15 protein-coding genes are annotated in these 17,875 nt (G+C 39.0%); 7 read left to right on the forward strand and 8 right to left on the reverse strand.

All coding sequences use genetic code 11. The features are described from left to right. The first annotated feature begins 27 nt into the window (after nucleotides 1–27). Complete coding sequence (locus CH362_RS01610; protein WP_100708606.1) at nucleotides 28–399, forward strand: VOC family protein; 372 nt, start codon at nucleotides 28–30, stop codon at nucleotides 397–399. 84 nt (nucleotides 400–483) lie between these two features. On the opposite strand, the gene CH362_RS01615 is transcribed toward CH362_RS01610, so the two are convergent. Then, complete coding sequence (locus CH362_RS01615; RefSeq protein WP_100708607.1) at nucleotides 484–684, reverse strand: hypothetical protein; 201 nt, start codon at nucleotides 682–684, stop codon at nucleotides 484–486. A 69-nt stretch (nucleotides 685–753) separates the two neighbouring features. Further along, nucleotides 754–1,482: an LIC10067 family putative lipoprotein gene (locus tag CH362_RS01620; protein ID WP_100708608.1), complete on the reverse strand. Its 729-nt coding sequence runs from the start codon at nucleotides 1,480–1,482 to the stop codon at nucleotides 754–756. Nucleotides 1,483–1,606: 124 nt separating this feature from the next. On the opposite strand from CH362_RS01620, the gene CH362_RS01625 reads away from it, so the two are divergent. Further along, the gene (locus CH362_RS01625; RefSeq protein WP_100708609.1) at nucleotides 1,607–2,380 is read left to right on the forward strand and encodes an enoyl-CoA hydratase/isomerase family protein; all 774 of its coding nucleotides are present in this window, start codon (nucleotides 1,607–1,609) and stop codon (nucleotides 2,378–2,380) included. A gap of 70 nt (nucleotides 2,381–2,450) precedes the next feature. Beyond that, entirely contained in the window at nucleotides 2,451–2,981 is a 531-nt protein-coding gene (gene dcd / locus CH362_RS01630; protein ID WP_100708610.1) for a dCTP deaminase, read from the forward strand. Nucleotides 2,982–2,988: 7 nt separating this feature from the next. On the opposite strand, the gene CH362_RS01635 is transcribed toward dcd, so the two are convergent. The 3 genes from CH362_RS01635 to CH362_RS01645 all read right to left on the reverse strand — a co-directional run bounded on the left by CH362_RS01635 (nucleotide 2,989) and on the right by CH362_RS01645 (nucleotide 10,474). Further along, nucleotides 2,989–6,183: a SpoIIE family protein phosphatase gene (locus CH362_RS01635; RefSeq protein WP_100708611.1), complete on the reverse strand. Its 3,195-nt coding sequence runs from the start codon at nucleotides 6,181–6,183 to the stop codon at nucleotides 2,989–2,991. A 182-nt stretch (nucleotides 6,184–6,365) separates the two neighbouring features. Next, a complete protein-coding gene (locus CH362_RS01640) occupies nucleotides 6,366–7,250 on the reverse strand; it encodes a M1 aminopeptidase family protein (protein ID WP_244280451.1) in 885 nt (294 codons plus the stop codon). A gap of 38 nt (nucleotides 7,251–7,288) precedes the next feature. Then, complete coding sequence (locus CH362_RS01645; protein ID WP_100708612.1) at nucleotides 7,289–10,474, reverse strand: SpoIIE family protein phosphatase; 3,186 nt, start codon at nucleotides 10,472–10,474, stop codon at nucleotides 7,289–7,291. Nucleotides 10,475–10,662: 188 nt separating this feature from the next. On the opposite strand from CH362_RS01645, the gene CH362_RS01650 reads away from it, so the two are divergent. Next, nucleotides 10,663–11,973, forward strand: coding sequence for a dicarboxylate/amino acid:cation symporter (locus CH362_RS01650; protein WP_100708613.1), 1,311 nt, complete (start codon nucleotides 10,663–10,665; stop codon nucleotides 11,971–11,973). After that, nucleotides 11,970–13,295 (forward strand): MATE family efflux transporter, encoded by a 1,326-nt coding sequence (locus CH362_RS01655; RefSeq protein WP_100708614.1) that lies wholly within the window; start codon nucleotides 11,970–11,972, stop codon nucleotides 13,293–13,295. The genes CH362_RS01650 and CH362_RS01655 overlap by 4 nt, the downstream gene beginning before the upstream one ends. Here CH362_RS01655 and CH362_RS01660 read toward each other — a convergent pair. Beyond that, complete coding sequence (locus tag CH362_RS01660; RefSeq protein ID WP_100708615.1) at nucleotides 13,288–14,733, reverse strand: Vgb family protein; 1,446 nt, start codon at nucleotides 14,731–14,733, stop codon at nucleotides 13,288–13,290. The genes CH362_RS01655 and CH362_RS01660 overlap by 8 nt on opposite strands. Further along, the gene (locus tag CH362_RS01665; protein ID WP_100708616.1) at nucleotides 14,730–15,674 is read right to left on the reverse strand and encodes a site-2 protease family protein; all 945 of its coding nucleotides are present in this window, start codon (nucleotides 15,672–15,674) and stop codon (nucleotides 14,730–14,732) included. Before CH362_RS01665 ends, CH362_RS01660 begins: the two co-directional genes overlap by 4 nt. A 152-nt stretch (nucleotides 15,675–15,826) precedes the next feature. Here CH362_RS01665 and cysE point away from each other — a divergent pair, with 152 nt between their 5' ends. Both cysE and CH362_RS01675 read left to right on the forward strand, forming a co-directional pair. Next, a complete protein-coding gene (gene cysE, locus CH362_RS01670) occupies nucleotides 15,827–16,540 on the forward strand; it encodes a serine O-acetyltransferase (protein ID WP_100708617.1) in 714 nt (237 codons plus the stop codon). A gap of 86 nt (nucleotides 16,541–16,626) precedes the next feature. Further along, nucleotides 16,627–16,893 carry a hypothetical protein gene (locus tag CH362_RS01675; protein WP_100708618.1) on the forward strand — a complete coding sequence of 89 codons (267 nt, stop codon included), beginning with the start codon at nucleotides 16,627–16,629 and terminating at the stop codon, nucleotides 16,891–16,893. A gap of 54 nt (nucleotides 16,894–16,947) precedes the next feature. Here CH362_RS01675 and mpl36 read toward each other — a convergent pair whose 3' ends face one another. Beyond that, on the reverse strand, nucleotides 16,948–17,853 hold the full coding sequence (gene mpl36, locus CH362_RS01680) for an RlpA family plasminogen-binding lipoprotein MPL36 (protein WP_100708619.1): 906 nt from the start codon (nucleotides 17,851–17,853) through the stop codon (nucleotides 16,948–16,950). Between the last annotated feature and the right edge of the window lie 22 nt (nucleotides 17,854–17,875).

Genomic DNA, 17,875 nt, shown 5'->3' on the forward strand with positions numbered 1-17,875 from the left:
CGAAAAAGGAAAACAGGATCTACCTCAATGATCATCGTAGAAGGAATCGATTATATTGTAATACCTACCGGGGATATAGAAGCCTCTGTAAAATTCTATTCCGAACTATTTGATTTCGAGACGATCGAGGAAAAAGGAAACGAATTCGCAATCATCGGTTTGGATTCTGTGAACATTAAACTCCTCAATACCAACGGAGTTAAAAGTTCTTTAACCGAAGTTAAGTCCCCTGTCCTCAGTTTCGTATTGGATGTGGATGATTTTACCGAAGCGATCGTAGAACTCGAGTCTAAGTCAGTTCAAATCGTAAGAGGACCAGAAACCAGAGACGGAGGAGAGTTCCTTCATTTCTTGGATCCGTCCGGTAATATTTTAGAGATCAATTACAAAGAAGATTAAAACTTTAACGTATCTCTTTAATAAAGAAAAGCCCTCAAATTTGAGGGCTTTTTTATTGGGTTTAGACAAGCGAGCCAAAAGAAGTTAGGAGATCTTGTCTACAAATGCTCCCTTAGTTTTATAAATATCGCCCGCATAACTAGGATTCATTGCTTTTTGGTCAAAGACCTCGGCCTGTTTATTTTCGTAAGGCTTATTAGGAATTCCTTCCACCTTAGGCATTTTACGTGGATCAGAAGAGGCCTTTTCGGCGAGTCCGAGATATATAGAGGTTATTGTTGACATTCAGTGATCCCTCCATTCCGATCCTAATCCAAATCGGAGAATAAACCAAGTATTTTTTTACCCTAAAAATCAAGGAAAAGATACGGTACAATTCCCCTTTCCTGCCGTCACGAACATCTGAACTGTATAATAACTGGAAAAGCTCAACGTAGGTTCGAATACCCAGGTATTTGTATCCGAAAAAGTTCCTACGTCTGTTCTACCGCAGGTTTTAGAAAACTTAGAATAGATCAGATAGGTTTCACAAGCAATCTTAACATTGGTAGGACCCTCAGGATTCAAGTCGATCCTAAGAGCTTTGGTTCCTGTCTGACCGGTAATTTGGAATGTCTTTGAATCAGGATAAGATACTCCTAATTCTTCTCCATATAGATTGTCGAAAGACTTATAACAATCTACGTAGAATGTCCTACCATAACAATTAGTAGCTGTATCCCCATTATTCGCATCGCAGATAACAGGCCCATCTTTGGTGACAAACAAAGTTCCGGTAGAAGCTCCAGCAGGTACCACGGTGACGATCTCTGTGCTAGTAGCACTTAGAACACTTGCAGACACTCCGTTAAATTTAACCGTTGTTAAACTTGTATCTGCAGAAAATAAACGGCCCTTAATTGTGACTGTTGTTCCAGCAGTGGACCCTATTGGAGGAGAACCACTAGGAGGATCAATCTCTGTAATCACAGGATTTCCCAAACCTAATTGGGTAGCAAGGTCCGAGTCTTTGCTCGAAGAACAACCAAGTCCAAAGATAGATAGAGATAAAATAATAGCTAATATCTGAGTCTGAAATCGCATTTTTTCTTTAACCTAGAACCGTTCGCACGTAACGCTTTTGCTTGCCGTTTTTAAAAAACCGCAGAATCTACCCAATTATCGGAAAGATTCAGCCTATCCGGGAAAGATTTTTTAGAAGGCAAACATGAGCGAGACTGTTCTTTATTCCATCGAAGATTATACGTGCATAATTAGTTTAAATCGACCCGAAAAACGAAACGCAATTTCTAGAGAACTGCTCTACCAACTTATGTCTCATATAGAAAGGGCAAGTAAGGACCCAAAAATCCGCGCTCTAGTACTCAGGGGAGAAGGTTCCGTATTCTGCGCAGGAGCCGACCTCAAAGAAAGAGCGGATATGTCTGAGAAAGAAGTACATAAATTTCTGGACCAAGTAGCGAAATGTTTTCTGGCTTTGGAAAATCTTCCCTTCCCAACAATAGCTGCTTTAGATGGAGATGCTTACGGCGGCGGATTAGAAATGGCTTTATGCTGTGATTTTATTCTTATGAGTGCAGAAGCAAAAGTTGGTCTTACTGAAACAGGACTTGGTATTATCCCAGGTGCCGGTGGGACCCAAAGGCTTCCGCGAAGAGTAGGAAAAACAAAAGCATTAGAACTTATTTTAACTGCTTCTGTAATAGATGCACAAACCGCATTGGATATCCAACTAGCGAATTCTGTATGGCATGACTCCGCATTTATGGCCGGAAAAAAGCTGGCCTCCTTACTTTCTGAAAAGGCACCCATCTCCTTAAAGCTTGCTAAAGAAGCAATTAAAGAAGGAGAAGGAAAAGATATAGGAACAGCCTTAAAGATAGAAAGAAAACATTATAATAAAACCTTAAGAACAGAAGATAGGATAGAAGCTTTAAAGGCTTTTAGAGAAAAAAGAAAACCGGAATTTAAAGGAAAATAGAACTCCGAAAAAGGGAGGCGAGACACAAGGCCGACCCGAAAATAGGCAAAACAAGGAAGCTGGAATACGAATGATTCTGACGGGTAAGGAAATTAAAAAAAGATTAGAGAAGGACATCATCATAGATCCTTACTCCGACAATAGATTAAATCCGAACTCTTATAATCTAAGGCTTCATAACGAATTGGTTCGTTATACAGAGAGCCCGTTGGATATGAAAAAATCCAATCCTTCCGAAAACTTGATCATTCCTGATTCAGGACTACTCTTACAACCTGGAGTTCTATATCTAGGAAGAACCGTAGAGTACACTGAAACACATAACTTGGTCCCAATGTTAGAAGGTCGCTCTTCTATCGGTAGATTAGGAATGTATGTGCATGTGACCGCAGGGTTCGGGGATGTAGGATTTAAAGGATTCTGGACTCTCGAAATTTCAGTGATCCAGCCTCTAGTTATTTATCCTAATGTAGAAATTTGCCAGATCTTCTACCACACTGTCGAAGGTGAGATCACAGAATATAAATCAGGCAAATATCAAGGTAATAAAGGTATCCAAACCTCTATGCTTTATAAGGATTTTGAGAACGGAAAATATTAAACTTCTATCAAGAAGCTTTTCTATCTCTTTCGATCAATCTAACTAATTTCTGAGCGTTCTCGTCTTCTGGGTCCTTCTCCAGAGCTAAATGAGCGTATTCCAATGCTAATTCGAATTGTTCAGTCTGGCGATATAGGTCGGAAAGATTGATCAGATTCATGGAATTATCCGGTTGGAGTTCCTCCATTCTTTTTGCAGCCAAGATGGCTTCGTCCATTCTTCCAATCCTACGATTCGCCAAAGAAAGATAATACCAGTATTCTACTAAGTCGGGATCCGATCCAAGATACTTGTTCAGAACTTCTACTGCTTTGCCGTAATTTTTACCTTTAAAACTGAGAAGCCCGAGTAACTTGGTCACTTTTGTATTTTGAGGATCTGATTTATACAAACCTTCAAGTGCACCAAGGGCTTCGCTCAAACGGCCACCCATATAATCTTCTTTTGCTTTTTTATAGATGAACTTCCAATCGAAAGGATCAGTGATCTCATCTTCTTCTCCGTTTCTTACCGGAGAAGCAACAGGAGAATATTCTATTCTAAGAAGAGAAAGGTCATCGGTTAATTCTCCTACTTTGAGAACTTCTTCTTCTATTCTTTCTAGATTACCTTGGCCTTTTTCCACCATTTGTAAGAAGAGCATCTCGTCTTCATTGATGGTACGGACTTCTTTTTCAGGAGTGAGATCCAAGTCGTCTTTACCGTCAGAACCTATGATCAATACATCACCAGGTTCTAATCTTCCTGTATTGACCTTAAATTCGTATTCTGAATCCAATCCTATCTTTCTAAGAGTAAGTCCTGTTTCTAAGAATCCAGCTCGTCCATCTCTATACATTACGGAGAACGGGTGCTCCGCGTTGAAATACCAAAATTTACCTGTATCATCTTCAACGACGATAAATGTTCCGGAGATCACCATAGATCCGTTGAATGATTTAAAAACGGACTGCATCTCTTTATAAATTTCAGTTAAAAATTCAGAAGGAGTAGTATCTAATACTCTATCGTTTGCAGCAGATCTTGCAAGAATGGAGTTAACCACAACCCCCATCACAAGAGAGCCTCCAGCTCCTTGCATGGACTTACCCATTGCGTCCCCGTTCATCGCGAAAGTATAACGTTTATAATCGTTCTCTTTTCCAAGACGAAGATTTCCAGTCACACAAAGGTCTCCACCCAAATCCGCATGTTTGCCTTTGAACTCGAATTTTTTCTTTTGGCGAAGAATAAAATCAGTGCTTACCCTTGGAGATTTATTCGCATTATAAAAAAGAGGTTTTGCTAATAAAGAAGTTAGGAAGTAATCTCCATCTTGTTGCACCTTAAGACGTTGGAGTTCCTCCATCTTTTCAGAAAGTTCTCTGGTTCTTTCTCTTACCTTAGTTGCCAAATGTTCCGCGTAATCTTGCAATTCCCCTCTAGCTTTTCGGATAGAAGTTACCATGCTATTGAATGAGTCGGATAAAAATCCGATTTCATCCTTCAAGTCTACTTTCACTTCAACATCTAAGGCACCTAAATTTACTTTTTCCACCCCAGACAATAGTCTATTAAGTGGAGTCACCAAACTTTGGCGGAAGAATAGAGGGAATACAAAAAATACTACAACCAAAACCAAACCCAAGATCAGAGTTTGTTTTGCAGCAGTCGGGTGCATAAATTCTCTATATTTGCGGTAGGAATATCCTACTTCGCTAACCACATCCTTCTTCACATCATAATGAATATAAGTTACGAAATGTTGGTGTTCATCTAAACTTTTTCTGTAATGGCGATACAATGCAGGTTGGAATGGCCGGAAATATAAAAGTACTTCTGCCTTTAGATGTCCTATCAGTAGGTCCTTCTCGTCAAAGGTGCAAGTTGCGTCCTTCTCCTTCCATTTTTGAAGAAGATGTTCTTTGAACGGAATAACTCCTTTGTTTCCGACACCTTTCAGATAATTTCTACCATCCACGCAGAATTCTTTCGGAAAAATATAATCCAGTTTGTTAGAAGTTACGAAGACTGCTGTATTTAAAGTAACGAGATGATCGAATAATTTTGTTTTTAATTCTTTTCCTTCCAGATTCGGATTATCATCCAAAAACTTCAGGATTGCAGCTCTGTATCCGCTAAAATATTCGTGAGTATCTTTAAGAGTTTTTTTAACTGAGTTTCTAAAACCTTCTTCCGCCAAAAGTTTCATATGCTCAAAGATAATCGTATTCTTAAAGTCTATCTCTAATTGAGGAAGCCTCAGGTCGTATTGATTATCGTAGCGAGAATAATCCACATTCTTGGATCCGCCTTCCCACTGAACGATATATAACATCTCAGGGATCTGTTTTCCGCCTTCGAGAGCTCTAGCCATGTTCACGATACTTTTGGTATCATACTCAGCTTCTTTATCTTGATTGGAGATGAAAACCAAGGCTTGCATGATCAACATCAATGTCACAAAAGTGATTCCTACAATCTTGACCATGAAAGTGGTTTTTTCTTCACTGAAGTTTAAGAAGATTACCAGGATCAAAAAGATCCCTAGTGTCATTAAAAGAACGATAGAAGTTAAATAAGTAGAACGTTCAATCCATCCGTCTCGGCTGAGAATGTTCGTAAGCGCAGGAACCACACCACCCGCAAGTAGTGCTGCCATAAAACCGCCGATTGCAAATCGAACCCTTCCCTTAGTTTTGGTCATTCTATAGATCGGAAGGATCAAGAATGAGATCAGAACGAATAGCCCGATCAAAACCGCAATTATAGAAGATGCCTTTTCAGCATTAAAGTCCCAATGGTGGGCAGTGAAGTGATACTTTCTAGGGGAGCTAAGAGTAATATAATAAAAATAGGAAATCCCTATTGCCCCAACTGCATACATTCCAATCAGAAGATTCCGGTTCATTTTCGGATTTGCATGTCCCGGATAACGTGCCAAGAACTGACCTAAGTGAATGAGCGCTGGAAGAATAAATCCGACGGTCAACCATCTATGATAAGCCGCCATCGGGTTATACAAGAATGCTGCGAAAAAATATCCGGCACAGAAAAAGGAGAAAAACAAAGCTCCCAATGCAAGATGCATTGTGCTTGAAGATTTTTCTTTCAAGAAGAGGAAGAATAAGGAAGTACATAGAAACGCTAAAATCGATAGCAAACTTCCGAAAGAATAATAGTTCAGCAGAACATCGTTTTGTAAGATTGAAGAAATTTCCATGCAGCCAATAAGGAATCGAATTCGGAATTATAACCCGATCGCCGGGTTTCAAGAGCTTGGTCCCTTGGATCAGGCTCTTATAAATGGATTATATTAAAGCCGGAACCGATCAGATCAAATCAAAAAAGAAATTCGTCTAGAATTCACTGTTTTGTATAACGAATGCAATGTAAAAATCAAGCTTAAAGTTTTTCTATGTCTTGGATTTTCATAAAAGAGTTGGGAGTATAAGCGTTGTAAGGTCCTGCTTCTACCCAACCTTGTAGGATCTTATTCCAATCTTTTCTTTGAACCTTATTCAAAATCTTGAAAACTAGTTCTGTGTTCAGCATTTCAGAAGAAGCAACCTGTTTCAGGAATGATTTATACCCTTCGTACCCTAATTCTTTATGAATGATAAATTGAGTACGCACTGACTTGGAGTAAAACCAAGGCCCCAAAGAAGGATTAGTAAGATGAAAATCCTTAGAAAGAGGAGGATCGTTTTTCGGGATTGCTTCTGCCAGACCCCATTCTTCTGTTACTGATTGGAGCTCATCCGCATCCAGTTTCAGATAACCTCTTTTGGACAAAAGATAAGGCAAATAAGAAACAATTCCTTCGCTTAACCATGAAGGTTCTGTAAAATAATAATGTCCCAACTCATGTAATAACAATGCAGGATAACCGGGAGGGACCAGGCCCAATTCCATAAAGATCCCGAGTTCTTTTCCTAATTCTCCGGATACATTATTGTATCCTCCCACTCTAGTTCCATTTAGAAACACAGTGTCTTTTAAAACCAATCGTATCTTATCTTTTTCAGAAGAAGGTAAAGATTTGAATATTGGAGAAGACGCCTGATGAAATGGGATCCCTAAATAAGACTCATAAGCATCTAAGATCTTTTTTGTTTTCTCAAAAGCGTATTTGTCCCATTCTTTCAGTTCAGTTTCATTTCGAACTGCTAATCTAATCTCTCCTCCTTTTAATCTAAAGGAGAAGTTTGATTCGTTTATTTTAGGGGACTTCTTATTTTGAGAAAGAATAGGAAGAACAGAAATTAAAAATGCGAAAAGTATTCCCATTCGCATCCATAAAGAGAACTTAAGAAAGAAACCGCCTGTCAACGATCTCTCTCTATCAAACGAATCAGTTTATGAGCGTTTTCGTTCCCCGGTTCTTTTTGTAATACTTTGCGAGCATATTCTTCTGCTCTATCATACATTTCCATCAAACGATAGATATCAGATAGATTGATCGTATTAGAAATATTATTAGGATCGATTTCCAAAAGTTTCAAACTCGCAGTCAGAGCTTGGTCATACTTGCCCATCTTCTTGTTTGCAATAGAAAGATAGAACCAATACTCATGAAGATCAGGATCTGTTCCAAGATAGTTATTCAAAACTTCTACAGCAGTATTATAATCTTTACCTTTAAAGCTGAGAAGTCCCAAAAGTTTATTCAATCTTTGGTTGGCACTATCATGCATATAACCTGTTTTCAGAAGTTCTAATGCCTCGTCCAAACGTCCGGTTTTATACATCTTCTTAGCATCTTCATAAACGGAATCTGTATTTAATGCTTTGTCGATATGGTCAGAAGATTCGAAAATTTCTTCGATCTCGTCGCTTTTAGGTTCTCCTTGGAACTCTATCTTGAGAAGAGAAAGGTCATCTGTGAGTTCTCCGGTTTTACGGATCTCAGTTTCAATATCTTCCAGATTTGCTTTTGCAGTTTCTACATGGCGGAGAAACAACATTTCGTCTTCGTTAATAGTACGGATCGTCTCTTCAGGAGTTAGATCCACATCATCTCTACCGTCCGAGCCGAGGATGATAATATCACCTTTTTTAAGTTGGAAACTTCTTACCTTAAATTCGAATTCTGAATCCAGACCCAATTTTCTGAGAGTTAGTCCGTCTTCTATAAAACTTGCCTTTCCATCTCTATACAATACAGAGTAAGGGTGCTCAGCGTTAAAATACCAACATACTCCAGTTTCATCTTCTATCAAATAGAGAGAAGCGGAGATCACCATTGAACCGTTGAACGATTTGAATACTGCGTGGATCTCATCGTAAATTTCAGTTAACCACTGCTCAGGAGTTGCATCCAAAATCCTATTGTTTGCTGCTGAACGTGCGAGAATGGAGTTCATAACAACGCCCATCACCAAGGCACCACCGGCACCTTGCATGGATTTACCCATTGCATCACCGTTCATAGAAACTGTATAACGTTTGAATGAATCGGGGCGTCCTAATCTTAGATTTCCAGTTACACAGATATCCCCGCCCAGGTCGGAATGTTTTCCTCTGAACTCGAATTGTTTCTTTTGGCGAATGATAAAATCAGTAGAAACCAATTTGGATTTGTTCGCATTATAGAAGAGAGGTTTTGCTAATAATGAAGTTAAGAAGTAGTCACCATCCTGCTGCACTTTGAGGCGTTGGACTTCCTCCATCTTCTCCTGGACTTCTCTAGTTCTTTCTCGAACTTTTTCTTCCAGGTTTTCTGCATAATCTTGTAGTTCTCTTCTGGCTTGTTTGATAGAAGCCACCATCGCATTGAATGAGTCAGCTAAGAACCCGATCTCGTCTCGGACCTTAACTGGGACCACCACGTCCAGATCTCCCTTGTTTACCTTCTCCACCCCGGAAAGAAGGCTATTGAGAGGATCTACTAAACTGTTTTTGAAGAAGAGTGGAAACAATGCTAGAACGATAAAGATCACAGCCAATAAGATCACGGTTTGTTTTACCGCGGTTGGGTGCATAAAATCTCTATACAATCTATAAGAGAACCCAACCTCACTCATCTGTTGTTTTTCAGGTTGGAATTTCATAAAGGCAACATAATGCCCTGTTCCATCTTGACTTCTTCTGTAGTGGCGGGTTTCGCTTGGTTTAAAATATCTAAAATATCTTAGAACTTCAGAACGAAGTTGTGCTTGGTCTAAATCCTTTCCATCCCAAAGACAATCTTCTGACCAATGAGAGAAAATTTCTTCCTTAAAACCGAACTCTGAATCTCCTAAAGCATTTACGAAGTCTCTTCCCTTTTTACAGAAAGATCCTCCTACAATTGCCTCGAGTCTATTCGAAGAAACGAAAGCTCGTTTATTCCATTGCTCTGCACTTGCTAAGATAAGTTTTTTGAGTTCTGCATCGGAGAGATCTTTTTTATCTTCCAATAACTTTTGGATGAAACGTTTATAACCACCGAAATAAGTATGAGTTCGGTCCAAAAGCAAACTTATGGATTTTCTAAATCCTTCTTCTCTTAGATTACGGATCTCTTCGTAAGTCGTGACGTTTTGTAAGTCAGCTTCTATCTCTTTAAGATTTAGTTCTTTATTAGGATCATATTCGGAAGAATTTAAACTTTCCTTGGAATCATCCCAATGGAAGGCGTACTCTATATCTCCGGATTTTACACCATTTTCCAGAGCTCTTTCTATATTCACCATACGCAAACTATCGTATTCTGCGTCTTTTTCTTGGCTGGAGATATAAACTAAAGCCTGCATGATCAAACAGATCGTAAAGAGTGTGATCCCAACGATCTTAACCATGAAGGTAGTTCGTTCGGCACTATTATTGATGAATGCGATTACTAAGAACGAGAACGCTGTTAAGAATAGAATTACGTTCGAAGTCATGTACGTAGAACGTTCCATCACTCCGTCTCGGCTGAGAATATTCGAGATATTCGGATAAATTGCTGCGATCAAAAATCCAATAGTGAACATGAGAAGAGCGATCCTTCTCTTGTCCTTTGTGATAACGACTCTCCAAGTAGGTATAATAATAAAACCTACGATGGAGAATATTCCAATCACCAATGCAAGATAGCGGCTTGCATCAAACGCATTAAAGTCCCAATGGTGAGCAGTGAAGTGATAGATCTTCTCTGAAATATAAGTGAAGTATATAAACAAACTTACGGTGATCACTGAAACAGAATGTTCAGCCATCAAAACCCATTTCGCTATACGTTGGTTGCTGTTCCCAGGAAACCTAAGTAAAAATTGGGTGAAGTGAGCAAGAGCAAATAGAATGAATCCGCCAGTCATCCAACGGTGATATGCTGCGATCGGGTGATATAGAAATGCTGCTAAGAAGTATCCTGTCTCGAATACACCTAATAGCATAAAGCCAATCCCAAGATGAGTGGTAGCTATTGTCCTATTCTTTAGGGTAAGAAAGAAAATCCCGAGGAATATGGTGGTCAGTGTGACCAATAAACTTCCAAATGAATAATAATTAAAAAGGACCAGGTCCCAAGAAATCGGATTTAACCCCATAAACTCCTGCAAGCAATTCCGGATGCCGGACAATCGAAACTGACTTCAAACCGAATCTTTTATTTTTAGTTTACCGGTTCTGGAATACATCTTCAGAACGGGTAAAAAATCGGCTAAAGCCTTCACTATCATTTTGAAAAGGGAAAAATCAATAGAAAAATAAGAATGCGACTCCTATTCTGTCGAGTATGTCCGCTAACTCGAACCAAAACATTCCGAAAGCACGTAGATTTCTTCCTTTAGAGAAACTCTGGTTTAGAGTTTTGTTAGGTTTGGTTTCCGGACTTTTAGTAGGCCTATATCTAAGTCCTGAAAATTCGTTGGTAGCCCAAGAATATTCAAAGCCGATCATTTCTTGGTTAGGGCTTCCTGGTCATTTTTTCCTGATCTTATTGCAAATCATCATGATTCCTTTGGTGTTTTGTTCCATCGTTCTAGGGATACACGCCGGAGAAACTCTGGATAATCTGAAAAGTTTCGGATTAAAAGCATTCTTATACTTCGTATTTACCACAATATTAGCCGTATCGATCGGAATCATCTTAGCAAGCACGATCAAACCAGGAAGTTTTGTAGATCCAGCGGGAATTCCAAGAGTGCAAGTTCCAAATAAAGTATCCGAATCCTCAGGTACTGTCTCTGTGGAGAAGGTCCCGGAGTTAATACTTTCCGTTATTCCCAGAAATCCATTCCAAACATTTGCTAATGGAGATATGTTAGGAGTAGTTTTACTCGCTCTATTGGTTGGGATTGCTATTCTTTCAATAGAACAACAAAGTGCCGCTTATGTTCTGCCTGTATTACAAGCGATATTCAAAACCAGTATGGTATTCGTACAATGGGCAATGAAGATTGCACCTTTCGCAGTTTTCGGACTCATAGCTCAGATCACTGCAAAGATAGGACTCAAAGTTTTATTAAGTCTTGGAGTGTACTTTTTCACTGTGCTAGGTGGCTTAGTCTTAGTACTGATTATGTATTCGATCATACTTATGCTTGTAGCAAGAAAGAGCCCTGTTTGGTTCTTTAAACAAGCGGGAGAAGTACAACTTCTCGCATTCTCCACTTCTAGTTCTGCAGCAGTTCTTCCTTTTTCTTTAAAGACAGGAATAGAGAAGATGGGAGTTTCTCGAAAAATCGCAGAGTTCATTTTGCCATTAGGAGCTACGGTCAATATGGATGGGACTGCTCTTTACCAAGCGGTTGCCACCGTATTTTTAGCCCAAGTGTATGGAATAGAATTAACAACTACCAATCTTGCATTCGTTCTCATTGCAACTGTGGTAGCTTCTATCGGAACTCCAAGTACTCCAGGACTTGGTATAGTAATTCTCGCATCTATTTTAGCAGGTGTAGGCGTTCCTACAGAAGGGATCGGTATTATCTTGGGAGTGGACCGTATTTTGGACATGTGCAGAACCACTGTGAACGTAACAGGAGACTTGGTTGCCTGCAATGTTTTCCAAAGTATAGAAGATAAGAAACGACCGAGCACCTGAGTCCTCTTTTGGAAAAAAAATTTCTCACTCTTACATTCTTTAATATAGTCGCAAACTTAACTGTTCCTCTTACAAGCTTTGCTGACGTTGCAGTACTCGGCCAATTAGAATCCCATACATATGTAGCTGGAGTTGCTCTCTCCAACGTATTATTCGATTATCTGTTTTGGGGATTTTCATTCCTAAGAATGAGCACCACAGGTCTTACTGCCCAGGCAGAGGGAAACGAAGATAATAAAGAATCTTTTCAGATATTATTAAGATCTTTATTACTCGGACTTGGGGTCGGTGTTTTGATCCTAGTTACTAAAACTTATTTAGAAGAATTCGGATTTTCCGTTTTAGAAGGAGAGAAGGAGGTAAAATCCGCAGGAGGAGAATATTTCAAATCCAGGATCATCAGCGCACCTGCAACTCTTTGCAATTTTGTTCTTACTGGTTGGTTTTTAGGAAGATCCAAAAGTGCCACTGTTTTAGTTGCGACAGTCATTGCAAATTTAGTCAATATAGGATTGAATATTTGGTTCATTCTATTTTTGGATTGGAAAGCTTATGGAGCAGGGATTGCAACTTCTATCAGTCAATATCTGATGTTTGCATTCTTCCTTATTTTATTATTAAAGGAGAAGGAACGTTTCTTCCATGTTTATCATAAGATCCAAATCTTCTCCCTGAAAGGATATATTTCTCTTCTATCTTTGAATTCAGATATAATGATCCGGACCTTACTTCTGATCACTACATTCAGTTTATTTAGAAATTACAGTTCAGGTTTGGGTTCTGAAACATTAGCTGCAAATGCAATCCTTCATCAATTGATTTTGATCGGTGCATTTTGGATAGATGGCGCAGCAATCGCTATGGAAACAGTTGCAGGAAATCTAAAAGGAAATAATAACTTAGAAGGCCTAAGAAAGATCCTAAAAATGGCAATCGTTTCTGGGCTCGGGATCTCTTTACTCTTTTGTATTTTGATCCTTCTCCCTTCCGAGATTTTATTCGAATTGTTTAGCAAATCCAAATCTGTAGTTGCACTTGCAAAAGAATACGGTTATTGGATCGCTCCAGTTCTCATCTTTGGATCCTTTGCATTCATATTCGATGGTTTCTTCTTAGGAATTTCAGAAGGAAAAATCCTCCGAAATTCGATGATCATTAGCTCGATCGTATTCTTCTTTCCGATCGCTTACTGGGGAAAGATCCAAAACAATAACCATATACTTTGGTTTTCTCTCTCTTCCTATATGTTAGGAAGAGCGATCACACTCGGCATTGTTGCTTATAAAAGATATTTTGTTTCCCAACAAGAATCTTTTAGTTAGAAGAAAGATCCGTTCCTTTAGGAAGAAGTGTAACTTCTATTTCCGCAGGAAGAGGTTTCCAAATTTCAGAATCTTTTGCCTTGAATAAAATAGGAGAAGGTAAAGCGGCCCAAGCTTCGCTGCGGAACAGATCCACCATATCTTCTGATTTTTGATAAGCACGAGAAGATTCAATCTTCTCCGCTTTTACACTTGCAAGAGGCACCCAACCGAAACTAGGAATATAAATATCCAGAGTATCTTTGAAAGAAGGACTCGAATTTCCAGAGAATACCAAACTTTTCACTGGTCGGACAGGCATACCTGAATCCAGAAGAGACTTTTTCAAACCATCCCAATCAGAACGGAATAATCTCGCGTCGAAAATTTTATCTATGAAAAAATTCCCTGCCTTCTCTTTTACTGAGACTCGATTTTTAGTGAATGCACCTAAGTCAGTTGGAATCTCTTCCTTCTTCTTTAAAAAATCGTCCAGGACGTAATATCTGACGTTAGTTGTTCTTGCTTCGAAATGATATTCTAAGGTTTGAGGACCTTTTGGATCGTCTATTCCCAACTTTTTAGAAAGAGCACGAACACCCATTACCATGTCCCCTTTAAATTTAGGGTCCTTAGTTTTTAGATTTCGTATCCTTTGGTGTTCTGTTGTAGGAGGAGGTAAAAGTCCAAGCATTCCTCCGACTAATGTAGCTTCATCCAAAGAATACTTGATCTTTACATTGATTAGATATGTTGCTTCTCCAGAAGCAAGGAAACGATCCGTTTCTACAAAGGAGATTTTTTTGACTTCTCTAGTAGTTCTATCTACAACGTAGATCCTACTTCCTAAAATCGCAATACCGCGAATATCTTTTGATGGTGAACGAATCGATCCTGTGATCTTTCCGCTAGTAGGATCATATCTATATACATTTCCATCAGAAGAATCTGTGATCCAAAGACTATCTCTTGCAAAACAAATATCTTTTGGCTCAGATCTATCCGTTAAGAAGCCACCAAAAAAACTTTGGGTTCCCTTATCATATACAGAAACCTTTCCTGTATCAGAATCCAGGATATATAGATAATTTTGAAAGTTCGCGATCCCACCTATTTTATCGATTGGGACCTGTATTCTTTCAGTAACTCCGCCGGTATTCGGTTCTACTTTCAAAACGACTCTTTTGCTCGCTACGAAAAGTTTACCTTCTCTTGGATCGAAGTTTAACCCTGCAATGAATGGAATTCCTAAATTGAAAGCTTCTTGTCTCCCACTTGGATCCACACGAATGATCGCTCTTCTTTTACTATCAGCAAACCAAAAATTTGTTCCGTCGTAAGAAAGACCATAAGGACTCTCTGTCAATTGAATGTCTACGTCACCTTCTTCTTGCGAATGGATAGAAAGAGAGATTAGTAAAAGGAATAGGATGAAAATTTTTATGATCAGTTTTCTCATTTTGAAAATACTTCGAGTAGAATATTCCAGAGATCTTCTCCTAAACTGCTCTTGGCTCCAGAAGAGGATACAACAGTGATCGGAGAGATAGGAAAAATAAGTAGGAAGGATAATAACATACCCCAACCAAATATCTTTCTAAATTTGCCAATTGAATAAGAAGCATCCGGGACAAAAGGATGTTCTACTCTGATAAAGTAATAGATGAGTAATCCCCATAAGATCCACGAATAATTCCAAAGAGAAAGAAAAAGAAATGCGGAAAACAAATAGTAGATCCACTTTCTATAACTTTCTCCTACTAATGAATAAACAACATGACCTCCATCTAATTGACCAAAAGGCAAAAGATTTAATGCTGTAATTAGTAATCCTACCCATCCGGCAAATGCCAGAGGATTGTATTCCACTGTAAATAGTGAAGGATCAAAAGGACCTAAAATTTTCTGAGACAACATATAAGTAAAAAGACTATCACCAAAATGAATGTCCATGAGACCAGGATGAGCTTGTAGTATTGCAGTTCTTTCCGCGAGAGAAACTAATTGAGAATTATATAATCCAATCACGATACAAGGAATAGAAAGTACCAGACTCATTGCAGGTCCCCAAATCCCAATATCGAATAATTGGATTTTATTTCTGATTGGCTCTTTTATGCGGATCACCGCACCCATCGTGCCTACAGGAGAAAACGGAACGGGTAAAAAATAAGGAAGAGTTGCTTTGATCCCATAATATCTAGCAGCTAAGTAATGTCCCATCTCATGGCAAAAAAGAATTCCAAGAAGAGAGAATGAATAAGGAATTCTGATCCGAAAGATCTCAAAGATTGTTGCGAAGTTTAGATAAGGAAGCCTGAATATATCATCCTGAAAGGTTAAGGTAAAAAAAGTCAGAACGAAAAGAAGTACGTTCCATCCGTAAGACGATCTGTTCAATTTTTTAGACCGTTTTCCTTTAGATTCCGACTTAAGTAATCTCTCAAAATGATTCCTCCTTTACATACCAACATATGGTTTCAGGTTTATTCATAACTAAATACAACATTATTCTTCTATCGACCGTCTATATGAAGAACCGGGATAAACATTTGTTCGAAAACATCAAAGCAATTAAAAAAAACGATCCGGCAGCCAAGTCCTATTTGGAAGTTATTCTGTGTTATCCGGGTTTACATGCGCTTTGGTTCCATTCCCTGGCCCACTTTTTATATCAGATCAAAGTTCCACTCTTTCCTAGGATTATCAATACATTCGCTCGATTTTTGACTGGGATAGACATTCACCCGGGAGCAAAAATTGAACCAGGGATCTTTATAGACCATGGCCAAGGTGTTGTTATAGGAGAAACCGCTGAAGTAGCAAAAGGATGTTTGATCCTACAAGGTGTGACCTTGGGTGGAACAGGTAAAGAAAGCGGCAAAAGACATCCCACCTTAAAAGAGAATGTAGTAGTTGGTGCAGGAGCAAAAATTTTAGGAAACATTATTATCGAAAATAATGTTAGGATCGGTGCAGGTTCCGTAGTACTTAGAGATGTTCCTGCAGATTGTACGGTTGTAGGTGTTCCAGGAAAAGTGGTCCGTTCCAAAGTAGATTTTGGAAAAGAAGGAGAAAGAATGCTGGATCATGGAGAACTTCCGGATCCTGTCGCAAGAGTTTTCTCTATTCTAGTCGAAAAGATAGATACCCTACAAAAAGAAGTGAACGAACTCTACGCAAAATCCAATATCAAAGAGAAAAAATCTGCCACCAAAAACGAAGACGATGAACTAAACGAGTTCATCCACGGTGGCGGGATCTAAATTTAAGAAAGATTTTTTTTGACAAACTGACTTTCTTCCAAATCCTTTGGACTATATTCGTTAGCCGCTTTTGCGGCCGAGGGTTTATGAAATCGAAAATAAAGGCCTTTTTTTTAATTTGTTATTCAGCAATTCTACTCTATTCATTTTCAGATTGTGGGCTTTTAGTAAATCATGAAGATCTTTGCGCGGAAGATTTGAAAAATTACGATAATTGTTTTGCGTTGTTATTAATAGTCGATCCTGCCTGTGGACAAGGAACAGGAACCTGCCTTCCGGGATATGTTCAATTATCTAAAGCAGTCTGTGCTAGCAGAATGAAAGTAAAAGGTTGCAGGGCTCATAGGAATTAAATAAAAAAGCCTCCGATCAAGGAGGCTTTTTCTTTCAGAGACCGAATGATAGTTTTATTTTTTAGGGATAAAACAATCCACTCCGTCTTCTTTCAATTTGGATTTTAGAAGGTCCGCTTTTGTGCGATCCATAAAATCGCCCATCTGAAGAACGAACATACCATCTCTTTCGAAAAGATATACTTTCTCACCATATTCAGCAGAAAGATTTTTTCTGTAGTCTTCTGCAAGTCTGCTGTTTCTGAAAACTCCAACTTGGACTGTTTGTCCTTTGGGAGCTCCCTTCACTAATGGAGCAGGAGTTACAGCTTTTTTAGGAGTAAGTCTTTCTGGTTTGTTCTCTTTTAGAAGAGCTTCTTCGTCTTCTAAACCTTCCATGTCTTCTGACTCTCCAGCCGCGCCACCTTTGCTAACTACAGTGAGGCCAACTCTTGCAATTCCTACATCTTTGAATTCCAAGTTCTCCGCTGCTTTTTCAGAAAGATCGATGATCCTATCTTTTACGAAAGGTCCACGGTCATTTACTTTTACTAAAACTTCTTTATCGTTTTCCAGATTTTTAACTCGAACCACTGAACCTAAAGGAAGGCTTGGGTGAGCAGCAGTCAGTTTTGTTTTATCGAAAATTTCTCCACTAGCTGTTGGCTTACCGTGAAATTTAGGACCATACCAAGAAGAGTATCCGACCTCGTCGAAGTCTCCATTGGATCCTGATTGTTGTCTGGAAGGAGTAGTGGCTTTTACTGGTTTATTATCCGCAAGAAGATCATCCAATCCTCTGGAAGCGGAAGAGTTCTTAGCCAGAACCAAATCTCTTTTGGACTCTTGGTCCATAGGAACGATTTCTTTTTCAAAAAATATTTCGGAAGGATCTCCCGACGCGCTGATACTTCTTCTCGTTTCTGAAGAAGCGCAAGCGGTAACAGTTATCAATGCGAAGATAGCGGCTATCTGTTTCATTTCGGACCTCTGACTTTCTATG

The sequence above is a fragment of the Leptospira saintgironsiae genome (genome assembly GCF_002811765.1).
Lineage (GTDB): Bacteria > Spirochaetota > Leptospiria > Leptospirales > Leptospiraceae > Leptospira_B > Leptospira_B saintgironsiae.